General features: G+C 69.4%; 17 protein-coding genes and 4 pseudogenes. 7 read left to right on the forward strand and 14 right to left on the reverse strand.

What is annotated here, in order from left to right:
• The 3 genes from ACZ418_RS35575 to ACZ418_RS35585 all read right to left on the reverse strand — a co-directional run.
• The coding region (locus tag ACZ418_RS35575) for a helix-turn-helix domain-containing protein (RefSeq protein WP_468371499.1) at positions 1–145 on the reverse strand (145 nt) is incomplete at its 3' end.
• A gap of 1137 nt (positions 146–1282) precedes the next feature.
• The gene (locus ACZ418_RS35580; protein ID WP_468371302.1) at positions 1283–1837 is read right to left on the reverse strand and encodes a hypothetical protein; all 555 of its coding nucleotides are present in this window, start codon (positions 1835–1837) and stop codon (positions 1283–1285) included.
• A gap of 89 nt (positions 1838–1926) precedes the next feature.
• Positions 1927–2628 (reverse strand): DUF6461 domain-containing protein, encoded by a 702-nt coding sequence (locus tag ACZ418_RS35585; protein ID WP_468371304.1) that lies wholly within the window; start codon positions 2626–2628, stop codon positions 1927–1929.
• Between the two features lie 162 nt (positions 2629–2790).
• Here ACZ418_RS35585 and ACZ418_RS35590 point away from each other — a divergent pair.
• From ACZ418_RS35590 to ACZ418_RS35610, 5 genes and pseudogenes are all read left to right on the forward strand, one after another.
• Positions 2791–2898: pseudogene (locus ACZ418_RS35590) on the forward strand (IMP dehydrogenase); the annotation flags it as partial.
• Between the two features lie 348 nt (positions 2899–3246).
• A complete protein-coding gene (locus ACZ418_RS35595; RefSeq protein ID WP_468371305.1) occupies positions 3247–3951 on the forward strand; it encodes a nucleotidyltransferase domain-containing protein in 705 nt (234 codons plus the stop codon).
• Positions 3952–4052: 101 nt separating this feature from the next.
• Complete coding sequence (locus ACZ418_RS35600) at positions 4053–4379, forward strand: hypothetical protein (protein ID WP_468371306.1); 327 nt, start codon at positions 4053–4055, stop codon at positions 4377–4379.
• A gap of 276 nt (positions 4380–4655) precedes the next feature.
• On the forward strand, positions 4656–5186 hold the full coding sequence (locus tag ACZ418_RS35605; protein ID WP_468371307.1) for a hypothetical protein: 531 nt from the start codon (positions 4656–4658) through the stop codon (positions 5184–5186).
• Between the two features lie 227 nt (positions 5187–5413).
• Positions 5414–5794 (forward strand): hypothetical protein, encoded by a 381-nt coding sequence (locus ACZ418_RS35610; RefSeq protein WP_468371514.1) that lies wholly within the window; start codon positions 5414–5416, stop codon positions 5792–5794.
• Here ACZ418_RS35610 and ACZ418_RS35615 read toward each other — a convergent pair.
• The 7 genes and pseudogenes from ACZ418_RS35615 to ACZ418_RS35645 all read right to left on the reverse strand — a co-directional run bounded on the left by ACZ418_RS35615 (position 5712) and on the right by ACZ418_RS35645 (position 14086).
• The gene (locus tag ACZ418_RS35615) at positions 5712–6221 is read right to left on the reverse strand and encodes an NUDIX domain-containing protein (RefSeq protein WP_468371501.1); all 510 of its coding nucleotides are present in this window, start codon (positions 6219–6221) and stop codon (positions 5712–5714) included. The two genes, ACZ418_RS35610 and ACZ418_RS35615, sit on opposite strands and share 83 nt — an antisense overlap.
• A gap of 620 nt (positions 6222–6841) precedes the next feature.
• Positions 6842–7924 (reverse strand): S1 family peptidase, encoded by a 1083-nt coding sequence (locus ACZ418_RS35620; protein ID WP_468371308.1) that lies wholly within the window; start codon positions 7922–7924, stop codon positions 6842–6844.
• Between the two features lie 683 nt (positions 7925–8607).
• Positions 8608–9045: pseudogene (locus ACZ418_RS35625) on the reverse strand (RNA-guided endonuclease TnpB family protein); the annotation flags it as partial.
• A 185-nt stretch (positions 9046–9230) separates the two neighbouring features.
• Complete coding sequence (locus tag ACZ418_RS35630) at positions 9231–10391, reverse strand: XdhC family protein (protein ID WP_468371309.1); 1161 nt, start codon at positions 10389–10391, stop codon at positions 9231–9233.
• Positions 10384–12522, reverse strand: a complete 2139-nt coding sequence (locus tag ACZ418_RS35635; protein ID WP_468371310.1) for a xanthine dehydrogenase family protein molybdopterin-binding subunit — start codon at positions 12520–12522, stop codon at positions 10384–10386. The genes ACZ418_RS35630 and ACZ418_RS35635 overlap by 8 nt, the downstream gene beginning before the upstream one ends.
• Positions 12519–13508: an FAD binding domain-containing protein gene (locus ACZ418_RS35640; protein ID WP_468371312.1), complete on the reverse strand. Its 990-nt coding sequence runs from the start codon at positions 13506–13508 to the stop codon at positions 12519–12521. The genes ACZ418_RS35635 and ACZ418_RS35640 overlap by 4 nt, the downstream gene beginning before the upstream one ends.
• Complete coding sequence (locus ACZ418_RS35645; RefSeq protein ID WP_351811287.1) at positions 13505–14086, reverse strand: (2Fe-2S)-binding protein; 582 nt, start codon at positions 14084–14086, stop codon at positions 13505–13507. The genes ACZ418_RS35640 and ACZ418_RS35645 overlap by 4 nt, the downstream gene beginning before the upstream one ends.
• 280 nt (positions 14087–14366) lie before the next feature.
• Between ACZ418_RS35645 and ACZ418_RS35650 the strand changes: the two genes are divergently transcribed.
• The gene (locus ACZ418_RS35650; RefSeq protein ID WP_468371313.1) at positions 14367–14936 is read left to right on the forward strand and encodes a TetR/AcrR family transcriptional regulator; all 570 of its coding nucleotides are present in this window, start codon (positions 14367–14369) and stop codon (positions 14934–14936) included.
• Between the two features lie 271 nt (positions 14937–15207).
• On the opposite strand, the gene ACZ418_RS35655 is transcribed toward ACZ418_RS35650, so the two are convergent.
• The 4 genes and pseudogenes from ACZ418_RS35655 to ACZ418_RS35670 all read right to left on the reverse strand — a co-directional run bounded on the left by ACZ418_RS35655 (position 15208) and on the right by ACZ418_RS35670 (position 18105).
• On the reverse strand, positions 15208–15606 hold the full coding sequence (locus ACZ418_RS35655) for a hypothetical protein (RefSeq protein ID WP_468371314.1): 399 nt from the start codon (positions 15604–15606) through the stop codon (positions 15208–15210).
• A gap of 277 nt (positions 15607–15883) precedes the next feature.
• A complete protein-coding gene (locus ACZ418_RS35660; protein ID WP_468371315.1) occupies positions 15884–16402 on the reverse strand; it encodes an allene oxide cyclase barrel-like domain-containing protein in 519 nt (172 codons plus the stop codon).
• A gap of 1192 nt (positions 16403–17594) precedes the next feature.
• Positions 17595–17726: pseudogene (locus tag ACZ418_RS35665) on the reverse strand (IS5/IS1182 family transposase); the annotation flags it as partial.
• A gap of 43 nt (positions 17727–17769) precedes the next feature.
• Positions 17770–18105 carry a hypothetical protein gene (locus ACZ418_RS35670; RefSeq protein ID WP_468371316.1) on the reverse strand — a complete coding sequence of 112 codons (336 nt, stop codon included), beginning with the start codon at positions 18103–18105 and terminating at the stop codon, positions 17770–17772.
• A gap of 153 nt (positions 18106–18258) precedes the next feature.
• Here ACZ418_RS35670 and ACZ418_RS35675 point away from each other — a divergent pair.
• Positions 18259–19051: pseudogene (locus tag ACZ418_RS35675) on the forward strand (IS5 family transposase).
• Positions 19052–19058 lie beyond the last annotated feature (7 nt).

The raw sequence follows: 19058 nt of genomic DNA on the forward strand, positions 1-19058 counted from the left end.
AACGCCAGCGCCGGATCCACTTGTGGGCTGTGGGACGGGAGATGCCCATCTCTGCGGCGACGTGGGCGACGGGACGGCCGGAGCGGACACGTTCGCCGAGCAGTCGCCTGCCGTGAACGGTCAGCCGGGCATTACGGTGGGACACGAAGGCCTCCGTGCGGTGAAGATTCGACACCTCCACCACTCACGGGGGCCTTCGCCACGATCAAGACCGGCCAGCGTTAACAACGCTCGTGATCAATACACCTAGACCGCTGGAGCTGACCTGCACGAACCGCTTCAGCGGGCGAAGTGGCCGTGGAGGGGGTGATGGAGGGGCCCGTGGAGGGGACCTGCGGGGCCTGGTCCACGTCGTCGGCAGACGTCCGGTCGGCGGTGGAGTGCAGCTCTCGGGCAGCATCGGGGATGTGGTCGGCGTACACAGTGTCCTCGGCTTTCTCCGGCCTGCGGGCCCGGTCGGCGGTCATCCGGCCCGCGCGCGGATCTGCGCACGGGCCGGGGCCACCGTGAGGAAGCACCCCTTGTCCGCGGTCTGACGGTCACCGCCGACGGGGTCCGTTTTCGCCTTGACCGGCCCTGGACTGGGCCGGATTGAGCGGGGAACCACATCGCCCGGCATGGGTCAGTGGGCAGGGCGGGTGCTGGACGGCGGGGCTCCGCGCCGCCAGTCCGAGGGCTTGTGGCCGCGGAATGTCTCGCCGCTCTCGATCCTGGCCTTGTTCCTGGCGAACTCCCGCTCGGCCGCCGACATCTGCCGGGCGCGCAGCCGGGGTGCCCCCAGCCGTCGGTCACCTTCGTGATGACCTCGCCCTTGCCGTAATCCTTGAAACAGGCCGGGCAGGCGCCCGGGTACGCGGCCCGCACCGACCCACGCGGCGCCCGCACCGCCTTCTTCGCCGGCGTCTTCTTCGCCGCGGCCTTCTTGGCCAACCCCTTCTTCTTCGCTGCCGCCTTCTTCTTGGCGGCAGCCTGGGCCTTCTTGAGCGCCTCGCGCTGGGCCTTGCCGAGCTGCTGCCCACGTGCCGCCTTGGCCGCCTTCTGTGCCGGGGTCTGTCCCACGCGCGGATCGTGGAGCCGACGCCTGGTGACCGTCGCGCGCCACGCACACCGACCATCGAGGACAGCGGCGCGCGGGTGCGCACCGAGTGGACTCCACTGCGCACCCGGTGCGCACCAGGTGGCGTCCACTCCCCCGGCCGGTGCCCACGATGTCGTGCACTCCCACCCGGTGGTGCGCACCGTGACGCGGGAGTGCACGGCACTCTGCGCACCGAACACCGCCCTATGCACGGTGACGGTGCACGGTGCGGCGAGACGGAGTCTCGTACGGGGTGCCGGCCGCCGTGTTCTGCCCGTCGGTGTTGGCGACCTGGGTGAGGTAGGCGGCCAGGGCGTGCGGGCCGCCGCCGGTGTAGCCGATGTTGTAACCGGAGGCATTGCGCTGCGGCAGGATCGACAGGAGCCCCTTCTCCGTCCGGGCCCAGAACAGGCCTCGGCCGGTGATGAAACGGCTGAAGGTGTCGTCAGGACGCAGGTCGAGCGGGGCGTACGTCTTATAGCTCCACTGGTCCGTGCCTCCCTCGCCTACGTGCTTGAAATGCTCACCGACGACGGGCAGCCCGAACTCGGGATCGTAGAAGGTCCGGCGGCACACACAGCCCGAGCCGGAGATGACCGACGGGCTGTTCTTGTCCTCCGTGACGCAGGGGTGGAACAGGGCCGGGATCTTCGACGGCTCCACCAGCGTGCAGTGCATCGCGTTCGGCTCGCAGCGTACCAGCCTGCTCAGCCACTCCTGAAAGTGGGGTGTCTGGGTCTGGGTCGCCTCGATGGACACCTCGGCATTCAGCGACGTCGAGGCGATACCGAGGCGCGCCTCGGCGTAGAGGACGAAGTTTCTCTGAACTACTTCAGTGCCCAGCGCTGCTATTGCTGTGGGTGGGAGGGATTGGGGAGCTCGACGTAGGTGCGGGTGCCGTGGGCGTCGGTGATGTCGACAACGACCCTGGACCAATCCTCGGTGGGAATCTCGACGATGCCAGTGGAGTAGGTGCCGTCTTCGAGGATGTCCGGCGTCAGGTGGATGCCGGTGAGCGCTTCGGCGAGTGCGATGTAGTCCTCAAGGCCGCAGCTGCCGTTCTCGAAGTCGAACCCCACTTGGTGCATGAGATCGACGAGTCCGTCGGGGGTGCTGCCTTCTCGGTGAAGCGGGCCTTCGAATCGGGTGCGCAGCTCGCCGTCCTCCCACCAGGAGAACAGGGACATGGCGTTTGGGCTGCGGAAATGGGAGACACCTCGGGTCCCGAGGGTGGCGTGCTTCATGGCGTCAGTTTGTATCTCGATGCCGCCGTTGATCTCCAGAGCCAGGACCCAGTCGGCGTCTTCGCCATGGACGAGGGTGGCGCCGACGAACATGTTGTCACCCCAATCAACCTGATCATCCTGAAACTCGCGGTCTCGGGCGACGAAGGCACCGAAACCGCTGGCGTCTTCCTGCGACTCTGCGCCGATGCGGTCGAGGTACTCGCGCGGCGAGAGCCCGCGAACCAATGTCAGGGTGTAGCCCTCGAGTAATAAGCCGCCATGGAAGTCCCGGAGCCAGGAACGAGCGGACGATTCAGCGTTCATGGGCGGCCATACTGCCAGGCGCCAGTGACAGAGGGCCCTTCGAGATCGGGGCGGACTGGCTTGCGAGCTGATGGTCCACAGTCCGGGTCGCACGCAGGGTGGACACCAGCAGCGGAGGTCCAAGTAGATCGAGTAGGGCCAGCTCGTCCGGCTCGAGGGTGAAGGGGTCGACCGCTCACCGGCGGATACGGCGCCCACTGCGTGATCGAGGCCGTTGGCACCCAGGAATCGATGATGCAGGCCATCCGCTCCACCCGCGTCGGCGGACACGACCGTCGAGAGCTGCGTGAGCGCCGGATCTTGCCGGTGATCGCTCACAGGGGCGCCCCGAACATCAAGGGTCTCGGCAAGCTTCGTTACGTCGTCGAGCAGACCTTCTCGCTGCTGCACCACTTCAAGCGCATGGCCGTCCGTTGGGAAAGACGTCTCGATCTGCACGACGCCTTCGTCTCCCTGGCCTGCGGCCTCATCCGCTGGAGACGCCTCAAAAGCCGCACCCGGTGAAGGTAGTGGTAGGCGTCTTGAGGACGGCGTGGGGGTGGCCGGCAGACGGACACCGCCAGCAGCAGGTGAGGAATCCCAGCGCCCTGTAGCTACTGATAGCGCCACACTGTCACAATGGATCAAGTGAAGATCGCCAGGGAACTGGTACGCAACCGTTTCCCTGAGGCTCGGGCCGCCTTCCTGGCTGGCAGCGTACTGACACACCGCCGCACACACACCTCCGACCTGGACATCGTGGTGCTGCTGGCCGGCCCTCCTGCTCCCTTCCGAGAGAGCCTGGTGCATGAAGGTTGGCCGGTGGAACTGTTCGTCCAGACTGAGGCCGACTGGCGTCTCTTCGCCGAGCGGGAGACAGCGGCCCGCAAATCCCCGCTGCTGGCCATGTGCGCGGAAGGCATGTTGCTGGCCGACGCGGACGGGCTCGGAGCTGCACTGCAGGCAGAATCCCGGGAACGGTTGGCGGCAGGGCCCCCTCCCGCATCAGCGACAGAATTGGAAGACCGGCGGTACGCGCTCACCGACACCTTGGACGATCTTCGCGGCTGTACCGACCCGCTGGAACGGACATACATCGTGGCCGACCTGCTGCAGCGCGCCTCAGAACTGGCCCTGCTGACGGGCGGGCACTGGCTCGGCGGCGGCAAGTGGCTCTCACGGCGACTCGCTGCAGCCGAACCCGAATTGCACAGTCGCCTGACAGCAGGCGCGGCTGCAGCGATGTCCAATACGGTCTACGGAACAGGCCACTTCACAGAAGCAGTGAAAGAAGTCCTGAAGTTGGCCGGCGGCCCCCGGTGGGCTGGATACAGCCGCAGATGAGACTGGGCGGCAGCCGCCATCGGCCGGGATGCCTTGCGAGTTCCCATCTCAGCGAAGAGCAACCTCAAGATCAGTACCGATGCGCAAGATCGTGTAGGGACGTGACTCTGGCACTGCTGCAGGACCTGGTCGCCGACCATCCGGCATCCAGCGCACGGCGCCGCGGGTTCTTCAAGATGCCCCGGGTCCTGGCGGCGAACGGCTACATCCCCGAGCCGCTGGTCAACGGGCACCAGCAGCGCGGAACGCGTCCAGAGACCGTGGCCTCGGTCCCGCCGGAGTGGTTGGAGACCGTCCTGCGCTGGCGGAAGTTCAGCACCGACGAACCCGGCACCGTCCGCACCAAGTTCCCCTTGCTGCTGGTGGCCGGGCGCTGGGGCGGCCGAACGGCACCCGGAGGCGACGAGCCCACAAGCCTGGACGCGTGACGTCGCCGCGGAGTACATCGCGGACACCGTGACCGCGGTTCAGCGGCCAATGGGCCGGTCACAATCGCAACCGGACCGGCTGGGGCGAGCCCTTAAGCGCCAGCGGGAAGGCCGGACGGGTTGACACCATACGCAGCTTCTTCTGCGACCTGATCGAATGGGAATGGATCAACCCCAGATTCGATCCCCGCCGCGTCCTGGCTCTGCCGCTGTCGGTCCGGGCCGGCCGCGACCCAGACCCCCGGATCATCGACGATGCCGCCTGGGCCCAAGCTCATGGCCGCTGGACTGACGCTGACCACCGACGACTTACGCGCATACGGGACACCGCGGGCGAAGGCCGCTGGATGGCACGCGAACTACTACCCGATCGAAATCATCCGCACCCTGGTCGGGGTTTGGTTGTTCGGCGGGCTTCGGATGGACGAGATTCGCCGACTCGAACTCGAATGCGTCCGCTGGGACCAGGCCACCGACCCCGACAGCGGCGAGACCTACCGCGTCTGCCTGCTGCACATTCCGGCGAACAAGACGACAGCAGCCTTCTCCAAACCGGTCGACCCCATCGTCGGTGAGCTCATCGATGCCTGGAAGAGCGTTCGCCCTACTCAGCCGGACATCACCGATCGCAAGACCGGACAGCGACGCCAGCATCTGTTCTGCTATCGGGCCCAGCTCATCGGCTCCGCCTATCTCAACGACAAGCTGATCCCGATTCTCTGCACGAAGGCCGGCATCCCCGAGTCCGACTCCCGCGGCGCACTCACGAGCCACCGGGCCGCGCCACGATCGCCACCCAACTACTGAACGCCAAGGACTCCCTGTCCCTCGCTGACCTGCAGCAATGGCTGGGACACAAGCACCCGTCCAGCACCCGTTACTACGCCAAGATCCTCCAGCGGACTCTATCTGCGGCCTACAAGCGCGCCGACTACTTCGCCCGGAACGTCCGCACCATCCAGGTCCTCATCGACCGCGAGTCGATCCACACCGGAGCCGCCGCCGACGGCGAACAGCCCTGGAAGTACTACGACTTGGGCGAGGGCTACTGCAGCTACGACTTCTTCGCCAAGTGCCCCCACCGGCTGGCCTGCGCACGCTGCCCGTTCTACGTCCCCAAAGACTCCGCCCGCGGTCAGCTACTGGCCGTTAGGGATGGCATTGACCAGATGCTCGAACAACTCGACCTCACAGATGACGAGCGCGAGGCCCTCGAAGGAGACCGCGAACCGGTCACTGCCCTTACCGAACGTCTTGCGGACACCCCAACCCCCGCCGGCCCCACTCCCAGGGACTTCGGAACGACCGGCGCCTTCGTCTCACTGACCCAGCTCATGAGCACCCTTCCTGCGCAGAAGCCGGGGCAGCGCGACAAGCGAGATATCGGTCGAAAACCGCCTGGCTATCAGGAGTGAAGGTCCACTGCTGCAGAGCCCGCCGCAGCTCGGACTCAGTCAGCCACCCGTGCCAGGCCACCTCTTCCGGATCAGGGGCGACTGTCTCCGGAAGCACAGCGTCACAGACCGCAAGCCAGTGAGGGCTGAGCCCGCCCCGGTTGAGGAACTTGAACCGAAGGCACGCTGTCGCCCGCACTCCCAGCTCCTCGCTGAGCTCGCGGGCAGCTGCCTGCTCATAGGACTCGCCGACTCCCGCAGCACCCCCGACCCCGAGTTCGTAGTGCCCAGGGAAACGGGACAGGTGCTCGGCCCGCCGATGGACGAGAAAACGGCCTTGCCTATCGCGGCACACCACCACGCCAACCCGGTGCAGCCAGCCCTCCTGAACAGCGTCCCGCCGACTGACTACCCCCAGCACACGGTCCTGAGCGTCAACACGTTCCACGAGTTCATCCACGCCGCACACGATCGCAGGCACCACTGACACCCGCCCGGAATGACCGGACCGTCACACAGCCAGCCACCCCCCTCAGACCGACTTCACCCCACCGAACGAAGGATCACTACCCTGTCTCAATTCTCAATAACTTGCCGTGACCAGGGCGCCTGGCAGCGGATCGCCGCACGCGGCCTCGCCCACAATGGAGGCCAAGGCCGTCCTCACCGCCGTCCCGAAGACCAGCCGGACGGACCGGTCGAAGACCGGCCCCACCCGGCCGCGAACCAACCGCCTCACGCCCAGGCGACGTGAGGTTCCCTCCCCAGCCAGACTCACCGGCCCGTCCGGCCCAGCGTCCAGAGGGACACGCACCACCGGGCCTGACCCGGCTGCCCCGCGCAGCCCACCGGCACCAGGGCGTGACCACGATCAGCACACCCACCACCCGCCGACACCGGCCACGCGGAGCAAGACTGGGCGCGGGATTCCATCTCCATGCTCATGCGTCCCCGCCCAGGTGGGCAGAACCCGTGTCAGACCTTACCGTTCGCATGTGATCGCATAGCTGATCAGCGCTACGAGCGTGCAGCGTTCCCGGACCGGCACGGCGTGCGGTCTGCCGCTGGCTACGGCAGGGTGGCTCCCTCCGCGCTCAGCGCCGCGGGCACGGGCTGAAAGAAGGTCTCACCGCCGGACGTGCAGTCACCGCTGCCGCCCGAGGTCAGACCGATCGCCGCGTCGGAGTCGAAGAGCGCGCCGCCGCTGTCGCCGGGCTCGGCGCACACATCGGTGTCGATGAGCCCGGAGACGGAGCCCTCCTGGTAGTTGACCGTCGCGTCCAGCCCGTTGACCGTCCCGCTGTGGACCCCTGAGGTGCTGCCGCTGCGCGTGACCGACTCACCCACATACGCGTCGGCGGCGTGCGTGATCTGCTGACTGCTTCCGTCGTAGAGGTCGACGGCGCTGGGGTGGTCGCTGCCGGCGTCGTCGTACTGGACCAGAGCGTAGTCGGTGACGGGGAACTGCGAGTCGACGGTCTGGCCGACCTCCCCGCCGCCCTGCGAGTCGGACCACGTCGAGGAGGCGTTGCCGCAGTGTCCGGCGGTGAGGAAGTACGGCGCGCCGTTCACAGTCACGTTGAATCCGAGGGAGCAGCGCACACCGCTGCCCCAGATGGCGTCGCCGCCCGCGAGGAACGGCTTGAACGCGGAGGCGGCCCGGCGTACGACCACCTTGTCACCGAGCGAGCCGACCACGGTGTTCAGCCGGGCGCGCTCGGCCCCGGTGACCGTGGGGTCGACGGTCACGACCACCTTGTCCTGACGGGGGTCGATCGACCAGGCGGTGCCCGCGATCCGGGCCCGCTGGGTCAGCGTGCCGATGGCTCCTCGGAGTTGGGGGGTGGAGTAGCGCACGGTTCTCGGTGCGGCGCCGGTGGCGCGGACCGAGCCGGCCGCGGACGGGTCGGTGATGTTCACGACGAAGCGGTGAGCCGCGGCGTCGTAGTAGGAACCGGCGGCACGGTTGCCCAACCGTGCGACGAGGACCGCTGCGGACGCGGCGCGGGCGGCGGCCGGGGTCGCCTGCGCGCCCACGGGGGCCGCCGCGGCCGAGCCGGCCCCGGGGAGCAGGGCCGCGCCGGCGGTGAGGACGGCGACGCTCGCTCCGGTGAGCGCGCGGGTGGTCAAGCCTGTTCGGCGTTGCGTCATGTGGAGCCTCCAGTGGGGGTTGCCCCGCCCACTCGTCGGGCGGGGCCGGAGGGATGAGGGGCACGGGACGTCCCGGCGGTCACACGATCGTGCCCATGCCAAGCGCCGACGAGTATGGTGAGGCTTTCGCGCCACAACAAGGAAGGGTTCCGGCCGGGTGTCCGCGACGACAGACCGGCGGGAGCGGTTGCCGTGCCCGCACCCGAACACTGCCCCGGCACCCAACGTTCACGCACAGTGGTGATCTGCCCCGCTGCCGGCTCACGCTCGGTTCACCCAGGACTGGCCGATACCCGACCATGGCGTCCGGAATCCGGAGTCACCGTCCTTTACTTGGAGCACTCTTGGGTCACTGATGACCTGTCCCCCAGCCGGCCTTCCGGCCGAGGTACGGGCAGAGACCGACCTGTTGGATGACCTAGCCGATCCGGCGGCGGGGCCGTCGCCGGGGTGGGCTGTGGTCGGGGGCCGTGGGTGATGGCACGGTCCCGGATGCCGTCCTGGAGCTTGGCGGCCATCTTGGCAGTGGCCTCGAACGTCCGGCGGGTCTGCTCCATCGTGGCGACGTCGGTCGTCTGCTCCTGGCGGCGGCTCGCCTTCCAGTCCGTACGGGAGGGCCGTGGGCGGGGCTTCGGGGCGGCGGCACGGCGACGGTGTGCGGCCGGGTCCGGGATCCCAGGCGGTCCGCGCAGCGTACCGCGTGGCCCCGGGCGGTCAGCGCGCCAGCGGCGAGGCAGGCCCGCTCGTACGGGCGTGTGGGGCATCCCGGCCCGCCGGTGCATCGGCAACCGGTCCTTGATGTCCTTCAGCGCTTTCGCCCTCGACCTGGCGAAGTCCCGAATCACCTGCTGCTGCGGCACGCTTGCGCCCTCAGCCAGCCACGGCGTCACCCTGCGTGCCTCGGTCAGCATCTTGTCCAACTGCCCCGGACCACAGGTCAACTTCTCGCCGCTCGCCCGGCTCTGCGCGTGCACCTGCTGGGACTTCGCGACGCACTCGTTCCAGATCCACCGGCAGCGCGCCCACTCCGCTTCAAGTGCCCGCCGCGCGGTGGCCGACAGGCGCACACGGCAGGTGTACCGGGCATGCCCGGCGTCCTTCGTGGTCGCCTCTGTCGTCATGCATCCGAACTTACCCGCGAGGACTGACAGTTGAGAGCTCTTGATCATTGCGGGCGACATCACCGCCATGCGGGGTGGACGCTGGATCGCCCTGACGGCGATCCGGCTATCCCTGCCCTGCTCCGCAGGAGTCCGATTCCTCCCCGGCCTGAAGGCCGGGGCATCCTGGGAGGAACCCAGTGAGCCTAGCAATTCATCGGTCGACGGAGTTTATCCCCCGCTCCGGCGGTCTGAAGGTCGCGGTGGATCGGTGTCCGGGAGTTGGTGAGCGGCACGCCGGTGCCGCCCCGTCTGGCGGCGACGATCTCCGCCGCGATCGACAGGGCGGTCTCCTCGGGCGTACGGGCGCCGAGGTCGAGGCCGATCGGAGAGCGCAGTTTGGCCAACTCCCGCGCGCCCACGCCTTCGGCCCGCAGACGCCGGTTGCGGTCCTCGTGGGTGCGGCGCGAGCCCATCGCGCCGACGAACGCCACCGGCATGCCGAGGGCCAGCTTGAGCAGGGGCACGTCGAACTTCGCGTCGTGGGTGAGGACGCACAGGACCGTGCGGGCGTCGGTTCCGGTGCGCCGCAGGTAGCGGTGCGGCCAGTCGACGACGACCTCGTCGGCGTCGGGGAAGCGGGCCCGGGTGGCGAAGACCGGCCGGGCGTCGCACACGGTCACGTGGTAGCCGAGGAACTTGCCGGCCCTCGCCAGCGCCGAGGCGAAGTCCACCGCGCCGAAGATGATCATGCGCGGTGGCGGCACGTTCGACTCGACCAGCAGGGTGAGACCGCCGGGGCAGTGCGAGCCGTCCGCCGGGATCTCCACCGTGCCGGTGCGGCCCGCCTCCAGCAGGGCACGGGCCTCGGCCGCCGCCGTACGGTGCAGCTCCGGGTGGCTACCGAAAGCGCCCTCGTGCGTGCCGTCGGGCCGCACCAGCAGGGCCCGGCCGAGGAGTTCGGCCGGGCCGCGGGCCACCCGGGCCAGGGCCGCCGGCCGGCCCTGAGCGGCGGCCGCCACGGCCGCCGCGATGACCGCCCGGGCGGGCGCCCGGCCGGACACCGGCGTGACCAGCACCTCGATCGTGCCGCCGCAGGTCAGTCCGACGGCGAAGGCGTCCTCGTCGCTGTAGCCGAACCGTTCGAGCACGCTCTCCCCGGTGCGCAGCGCCTCCAGGCACAGGTCGTACACCGCGCCCTCGACGCAGCCGCCGGAGACGGAGCCGATGACGGTGCCCGCACCGTCCACGGCGAGGGCGGCGCCGGGACCGCGCGGTGCGCTGCCGCCGACGGCCACTACGGTGGCGACGGCGAACTCCCGGCCCTCCTCGATCCACCGGTCCAGCTCCTCGGCCAGGTCAAGCATCAAGCGCTCCGGCTGCCGCGGTCAGGACCCGGTCCGGCCGGATGGGCAGGGCGCGGTGGCGTACGCCGGTCGCGTGCCAGACCGCGTTGGCGACGGCGGCCGCGGCGCCCACGATGCCGACCTCGCCGATGCCCTTGATGCCGACCGGGTCGTTCGGGTCGGTGTCGTCGATCCAGTCGGCCTCGATGTGCGGGACGTCGGCGTGGGTGGCCACGTGGTAGCCCGCGAGGTCGGCGCCGACGTGGCCGCCCGAGGCGCGGTCCCGTACGGCCTCCTCGTGTAGCGCCATGGAGATGCCCCAGATCATGCCGCCCACGAGTTGGCTGCGCGCGGTGAGCGGGTTGACGATCCGGCCCGCGGCGAAGATCCCGAGCATGCGCCGCACGCGCACCTCGCCGGTGGTGACGTCCACGGCGACCTCGGCGAACTGGGCTCCGAAGGAGTGGCGCTCGGCGGGCGCGAGCGAGCCGATGGCCTCGGTGGTGTCCGACCGCACCGTGATGCCCTCCGGGGGGATGTCGGCGCCCAGGCCCAGCCTGTCGCGCAGTTCCTCGGCCGCGGCCGCGACCGCCCAGGACCAGGAGCGGGTGCCCATGGAACCGCCGGCGATCATCGCCGGTCCGAAGTCGCTGTCACCGATGCGGACGCGGACCCTCTCCGGGGGCACGCCCAGCGCGTCGGCGGCGACCAGGGTGAGCGCGGTACGGGCGCCGGTGCCGATGTCGGCCGCGGCGATCCGCACGGTGAAGCCGCCGTCCGGGTGCGCGGTCATGGTCGCCGTGGAGGGCGCCGCGCCCGCGGGGAAGGACGCCGCCGCGGTGCCGGTGCCGAGCAGCCAGCGGCCGTCCCGGCGCAGGCCGGGGCGCGGGTCCCGGTCCGCCCAGCCGAACCTGCGGGCGCCCTCCCGGAAGCAGGCGGCCACGTTGCGGCCGGCGAACGGCAGGCCGGACACCGGCCCCCGCTCGGGGTCGTTGCGCAGCCGCAGCTCGACCGGGTCGATGCCGCCCTTCTCGGCGAGTTCGTCGAGCGCCGCCTCCAGTGCGAAGGAGCCCGGCGCCTCACCCGGGGCCCGCATGAACGTCGGGGTGGGCACGTCGAGCCGGACCACATGGTTGGCGGTGTGGTGGGCGTCGGCGTCGTACATCACCCGTGCCACCCCGGCGCTCGACTCGACGAATTCGTGCACGGTGGAGGTGAGGCTGAGGGAGCTGTGCTCCAGCGCGCGCAGCCGGCCCTCGGCGTCGGCGCCGAGCCTGACTCGCTGGATGGTGGGGCTGCGGTAGCCGGCCAGCGAGAACATCTGACGGCGGGTCAGGACAACTCGCACGGGGCGCTGCAGGACGGTCGCGGCCATGACGGCGGCCACCTGGTGGGCCCGTACGCCCTTGCTGCCGAACCCGCCGCCGACGTGCTCCGAGCGCACCCGCACCGACGCCGGGTCGAGCGAGAAGAGGTTCGCGAGTTCGCCGATGACCCAGGTGGCACCCTGGTTGGAGTCGACCACCTCGAGCCGGCCGCCGTCCCAGTGGGCGGTCGCCGCATGCGGCTCCATCGGGTTGTGGTGCTCTTCGGGGGTGCGGTACTCGGCGTCCACGACGACGGCCGACGCGGCCAGTTCAGCGTCCAGGTCCCCCTTCTCCGTCACGGCCGGCATGTGCCCGTCCGCCGGGTAGGCGCCCGGGTGGCCCGCCGTGAAGTCGATGTCGTGGGGCTCCTGTTCGTAAGTCACCACGAGCGCCTCGGCGGCCTCCCTGGCCTGCTCGGACGTCTCGGCCACGACCAGCGCCACCGGCCAGCCCAGGTGCGGCACCCGGTCGTGCTGGAAGACGGCACAGGTCGGGTCCGGCTTCATCCCCATCAGACCGGTGTAGTCGGTGTTCACCCGCAGGGCGTTGCGGTGGTCCAGGACGGCGAGGACGCCCGGCATGGCGAGGACGGGGTCGCTGTCGATGGCGCGGATGCGGCCACGGGCGACCGTGGAGAGCACCAGCCAGCCGTGCGCGAGGTCGGCGAAGGGGATCTCTCCGGCGTATCGGGCCACGCCGGTGACCTTGTCCCTGCCCTCGACGCGGGTGTGGGCGGTGCCGACAGACGGCGCCTGCGTGTGTGTCGCGGTGGGGGCGGTGGTCATCGGGCGGCCTCCTGTGCGAGTCGGGTGAGCTCGGCCACGACGAGGTTGCGCATGAGGGTCACCTTGTATCCGTTCTGGGGCAGTGGCCGTGCCGCCGCCAGTTCGGCGTCCGCCGCGGCGGCGTAGGTCTCGGCGTCGGCCGTGGCGCCGATCAGGACGCGTTCGGCGGCGAGGGCCCGCCAGGGCCGGGAGGCGACGGCGCCGAAGGCCAGGCGCGCGTCGCGTACGACGCCGTCCCGCACGTCGAGTGCGGCCGCGAGCGAGCCGATGGCGAACGCGTACGAGGCGCGCTCGCGCACCTTGCGGTAGCGGGAGTTGGCGGCGACCGGGACGGGCGGCAGGATGACGCCGGTGATCAGGGCGCCCGGCGGCAGGGCGGTCTCGCGGTGCGGGGTGTCGCCGACGGGCAGGTAGAAGTCCGCCAGGGCCACCTCGCCCGGCCCGTCCGCGGTCTCGAAGTGGACGACCGCGTCGAAGGCGGCGAGCGCGACGGCCATGTCGGAGGGGTGTACGGCGACGCAGCTCTCCGACGCGCCCAGGATCGCGTGGTTGCGGTGCTCGCCCTCGACGGCGGGGCAACCGCTGCCCGGGACACGCTTGTTGCAGGGCTTGGTGACGTCGGTGAAGTAGCCGCAGCGGGTGCGCTGGAGCAGGTTCCCGCCGACCGTGGCCATGTTGCGCAGCTGTCCGGAGGCGCCGGCCAGCACCGCCTGGGCCAGCGCCGGGTAGCGGCGGCGGACCTCAGGGTGCGCGGCCAGGTCGCCGTTGGTGACGGTGGCGCCAATGCGCAGGCCTTCCGGCGTCGGCTCGATCTGGTCCAACGGAAGTTCGCGGATGTCGACGAGCCGGGTGGGGCGTTCGACGCCGGACTTCATGAGGTCGACGAGGTTGGTGCCGCCGCCGAGGAAGCGGGTGTCCGGATCGGCGCCGAGCAGTGCGACGGCGGCGGCGACGTCGGACGCCCGCTGATAGTCGAACTCCCTCATGCCACGGCCTCCTTCGGCTCCGTCCCGAGGCCCGCGCGCCCCGCGTCCGGCTGCGCCTCGGCCGCCTGGGCCACGGCTTCGACGATCGAGACGTAGGCGCTGCACCGGCACAGATTGCCGCTCATGCGCTCGCGGATCTCTTCGGCGGTCAGCGGCGGTGGTCCGGCCTCGGGCCGGATGTCGTCGGTGACGGCGCTGGGCCAGCCCGCCGCGTGCTCCTGGATCACACCGATCGCCGAGCAGATCTGTCCCGGAGTGCAGTAGCCGCACTGGAAACCGTCCAGGTCGAGGAACGCCTGCTGCACGGGATGCAGCTGATCGCCCTCGGCGACGCCTTCGATGGTGGTGATCTCCCGGCCCTCGGCCGCCACGGCCAGTTGCAGGCAGGACACGGCCCGGCGGCCGTCCAGCAGGACCGTACAGGCGCCGCACTGTCCCTGGTCACAGCCCTTTTTTGAGCCGGTCAGCGCGAGGCGCTCGCGCAGTGCGTCGAGCAGGGTGGTGCGGTGGTCGACGGGCAGTGTGTACTTCTCGCCGTTGATGTTCAGGGTGATGACACTGGACGTCGATGAGGCCATGAGCAGCTTCTTTCGCATTTCCAGGGCAGATGGGGCGTTCAGCAACCGGGGTACCGGGCGGGTGCGCAGGGTTTGTGGTGCGGCACTGTGCAGCAGAGGTGGGGCCGCGATGCGTGGTGCTGGAACCGAAGGGGACCGCGGACTGCCACAGGGGCGCGTCCGCAGCTATCGTGGACAACAACCGGACAGCTGTCCGTTAACTGGAAAACGTAACGGACAGCTGTCCGGTTAGCAAGGGTGAGGTTCGGCCACGAACCCTCAGGGAGGATGAGTGCCGCAGATGAACGACGCACCCCGGCGCTCGGACGCCCAGCGCAACCGCGAACGCATCCTGGAGGTGGCACTCGCCGAGTTGTCCCGCTGCACGGACACGCCGCTGAGCGCGATCGCCAAGAAGGCCGGCGTCGGCCAGGCCACCTTCTACCGCAACTTCCCCAACCGCGAGGCACTCGTCCTGGAGATCTACCGGCACGAGATGCAGCAGGTCGCCGACAGTGCCGCCCACCTGCTCCGGACCCGGCCGCCCGCGCAGGCCCTGCGCGCCTGGATGGACCGGCTTTCGGAGTTCGCGATGACCAAGGCCGGCCTGGCAGACGCGATCCGGCAGGTCACCAGCGCGCCAGGCAGTCCGGCGAAGCCCGCCCCCACGCCGGTGATCGACGCGGCGAACCTGCTGCTCCGAGCCAACGAGCAAGCCGGCACCGTCCGTTCCGGCGTCACTGGGGACGATTTCCTCCTTGCTATCGCGGGCCTGTGGCAGCTCGACCCCCGCGACGACTGGCGGCCCCGCGCCACCAGGCTCCTCGACCTCGTCATGGACGGCCTGCGCACGGGAGCGCCCGGCCGGTGAGCACCGCACCGCCGACCACCGACGGGCGCGATCGCCAAGACCGTGATCGCCTACACGACCGCCTCCAGCCCAAGCGGCACCATACCCTTGGGCAACTGGAGCGGGGAGAGGCTCGCGACGCGGCTGTCGCCGAGCCCCGAGTGTCATCCAGGGGATGCGGGGCACGATTGTGTCCGCGACCGGCTCGGGCAAGACGATCATCGCTGCCGCGTGCGCGCTGGAGTGTTTCCCCCACGGACGGACCTCGTCATCGTGCCGACCCTGGACCTGCTCATGCAGACCGCCCAAGCATGGTCGCCTGGCGGGCCACCGCTCCCCCATGGTCGCGGTGTATGCCGGAGACAGCTTCGCCTTGCGCCAGTTGGCATGGATGCGGGAGAGAACTGGCGATCGGAAGGAAGCCGAACACTTGTACCGTGCAGCCGCGGATCTCGGAGACTGCATCGCCCTCGGGGACTTGGCGCGCCTGCACGAGAAGGCTGGCGACCGAGATGGAGCCGATCGCCTCGCCCGTCAAGCCGCAGAAGCCGGAGACCCATTCGTCCTCGGGGGACTGGCGCGGATGCGCGAGAAAGCCGGGGACCGAGAGGGAGCTGAGGGCATCGCCCGACAGGCCGCAGACGCCGAAGACCCATCCGTCCTTTGGGAACTGGCGCAGATGCGCGAGCAAGACGGCTACGGGAAGGGAGCCGAACGCCTTGCGCGTCAGGCCGCAGACTCCACAGTCCGATTGATGCGGGTGCGAAATCAGACCAGGCATCAGGAGGGAGCAGAACGGCCGAACCGGCGAAGACCTCGCCCCCGCAGGGTAAACACCCGCTGTCCACGCCGAAGGGGGAACTTCAGGCCGGCCGTGCCGTACGCGGCGACGTCTGAGATCGGACTGCTGAGAGTTGCGTCACGCAAAGGAGCCCCGCCAGCCTTCTCACCGGCGGGGGCAGGGTGAGTCAGTCGAGGTCGATCGTGAAACGCCTCGTGTTCGGAGCGATCGTTTCGGCGTGGACTTGGCCACGAGCCCGGTCGAATCTCCCGGTGCCGCCGGTGATCGCGTTGTCGAACGGAGGGGGAGGGGTCGTCGGGCGGCCCTGGGTGAGGATGCCGAAGATCATCCCCTGCACGGAGAGCTGGCCGCCCGGGAGGGTGTAGGTCACGACGCACTCCTCCGCTCCGCCGTCGACGGCCCGGGTGGTGGTGCAGGCGCCGCCGGTCTCGCCGACCTTCTTGCGGTTCTGGTCGAGGAGGTCCGAGCGGACGACGGTCCGATCACCCTGGGCGGCGGGGATGCCGCCTGGGTTGACGGGGAAGCGCGTCTGCTCCTTGAGCACGCCGATGAGTGTGATGATCCGGTCTCCGCCCTTGGTGTGGGCGGAACCGGTGTCCGTCGCGGCGGCCTCGACAGGGGCGCAGGCGAGAAGGGCGACCAGCGCAGCGGCCGTGCCGAGACAAGCTGCTCTGATGGGGCGCATCGTGTGGCTCCTGAGGTTGATGCTCATGGATGGTCAGGTGACGCATTCATAACCTCGGCTCTGCCGCCGCCCGGAACGTCCCGGCGTGACCCACCGGTATATCCGACCAATCGGACCAACCCGGGACGAGAGACGACCCGCCCGACCGGATGAGTCGCGCGGGCGGGTTGACGCTGGCGCAGCACATTGGCTCCTGACTCGCGGCAACACCGGGTGTTGTCGCCGCTGACGGACAACCGCTGTCAGGTCCCACCAACAAAACCAGCGCGCCGACCTGCGGACGGGTGCCACTCGGGAGGGGCCGCCCGATAACCAGGATCAGGGGCGGGGCGCGCTGTCCAGAGTGAGCGCAGCTCATCGCGTAGTGACTCCGAAGGCGCCCTTGACCGCTCGACACGGCCCGGATACTCGACAAGCGGGCCGCCCCGGCCCTTCATTGATCACTCAACCGAGTGGGGAACGAAGAGCATCCCTGGCCGTTATCAAGGCTCCGTCCGCAGTTCCGTGATTGAGACGGAGCGAGCTAGTCGTCGTCAACCCGGCACCCTGACCAGGAGGTTTCTGGACCGCTGAGCACGACAACTGGGGTCAGATTCGCATCATTCTTGCGTCTACCGCGCTCATTGCAAGCAAAGGCGGGCAAGGTCAGGACTGCGCAGTCCGGAACGCGAGATGCCGGCTGAAGGCTTTGAGGCATGCCTTCCAGCCCAGAGCACGCCGAAGCTGTGCCGACGGACCTCTCGGGTGTCGACGCCCAGGACCTTGCGTTGTACCGGGAGAAGTTCCGGCGCCGTCTGCCGGCCTCGCTGGCGGAACTGCGGGGTCCCGCCGACGGGATCGTCGAGCCGTCGGCCACCGTTGTCTGGTCCGGACTGCGCGCCTTCGACCTCGGCAACGAACGCCAGCGCATGAGCCTGTACCGTACCGTCCTCGCCGAAGGCATGCGCGAGGACCTGTGCAGCCTGCTGGACCGCGACACCCTCCTGCAGCTATGGCCCACGCTGCGCGGCCTGGTGTCGACCACGGTCTGCGACGTGTGGGAAGAGGCATCCCGGAGCTGGGGGCTCTCGCTGGCATTTCGGCCGCCCGGCCGCCCGCCCGACGGCGCGCTCGCCCGGGTACGGCGGCTGCGTGAGACTCCCCGCGCTGCACGCCCGCCTGCTGGCGGACGTCCCTCAAGCGGCAGCGACTACGGCCGCCCAGGACGTGCCGCATCGGCCCCCTCGCGTCGCAGCTGGGTGAGCAGCTTTCCGAATGCTTGCGGGCTCAGCCCGGTGAACGGGGCTATCCAGGAGGGTTCCGACGCTGAGATCACACCAGCCACAGGAAGATCATCCCAGCCGCAGCATGAGACCCTTGTGACGGCCTCAGGGGATGATGCTGTCCGCGGAAAGCACGGGTTCCGCCCACGCAGCGAAGCCGAAGATCGGTCGCTGAGTAAGCCTTCCCCCGCTGTCGTCATAGAGAGTCCGACGCACCCTTCGGCCCCGACGCACCAGGTATCGCAGGCCTTCTACGTCGACGATCCCGCACTCGCCAGCGTCCAGGTCGACGGAAGCCTCGTCGACGCGGCTGACATCCCAACCGGCCTTCGCGGCGAGATACATCCACACCTGGATCGCTCGCTCGGGCTGCTCTGCGGAGAAGCCCGTCCCCACTCTCGCGATGATCTGCACCGGGTCAGGTCGCTCGTCGATGGCCATCACAGCCCCTCTCGTCGACAGGCGATCATGGCAGAGCCCTCACCCGGGCGACACGTCGGGTCTCCGGGAAGACTTTGCGGGACAGGCCTCAGACCGTGTCCTATGTGGTGATCGCTCGTTGGGCTGTCTATAGGGCGGGGGACATGAAGTTGGATTGTTCCGGACGGGCTGTGGAGATCGCCGAGCCGCTGATCCCGCCGTCGAGGGTGCGGCCGCAGGGCGGCGGCACGCAGGACACACCTGATGAGACGCTGTTTGCGGCGATCATCTATGTGCTGGTCAGCGGTTGTGCCTGGCGGGCTCTGCCGCCGTGTTTCGGGATATCGAAGTCGACCGCGCACCGCCGGTTCCTGATCTGGTCGCGAACCGGGCTGTGGGGCCGGCTGCATGAGGCGGTGCTGCACCGACTCGATGACGCCGGCCTCATCGACGTCTCTCGCGTGGTCCTCGACTCCGCTCACGTGCGAGCTAAAAGGGGGGGCGAACTCACAGGTCCGAGCCCCGTGGACCGGGGCAAGCCGGGTTCCAAGATGCACGACCTGTCGGACGCGAACGGACTGCCCCTCCTCGTCGGCGTCTCGGCCGCCAACACCCACGACAGCGAGGCGCTGAAGCCCATGGTCGAGGGTCACTAAACGAGACACGACCCCCACCGCGGCCGCCACTTCAAGCCTCAGCGCCTGCATGCCGACATGGCGATGGTATCCCCCACCTGCGAAAATGGTTACGCGGCAAGCGCATCGGCGTGCGCATCGCCCGTAAAGGCATCGAGTCCAGCGAACGGCTGGGGCGCCGAAGGTCGGTGATCGAGCGGACGGTCTCCTGGCTCTCCGGCTACCGCCGACTCAGCCCCCGCTATGAACGCCACCCCCGCAACTACCTCGCCTTTCTTGGCTTCGCTGCAGCACTGTGCTGCTACAAGCGACTGCTCCGCCTCACCACATAGGACACCG

Source organism: Streptomyces sp. NPDC030820, assembly GCF_055572075.1.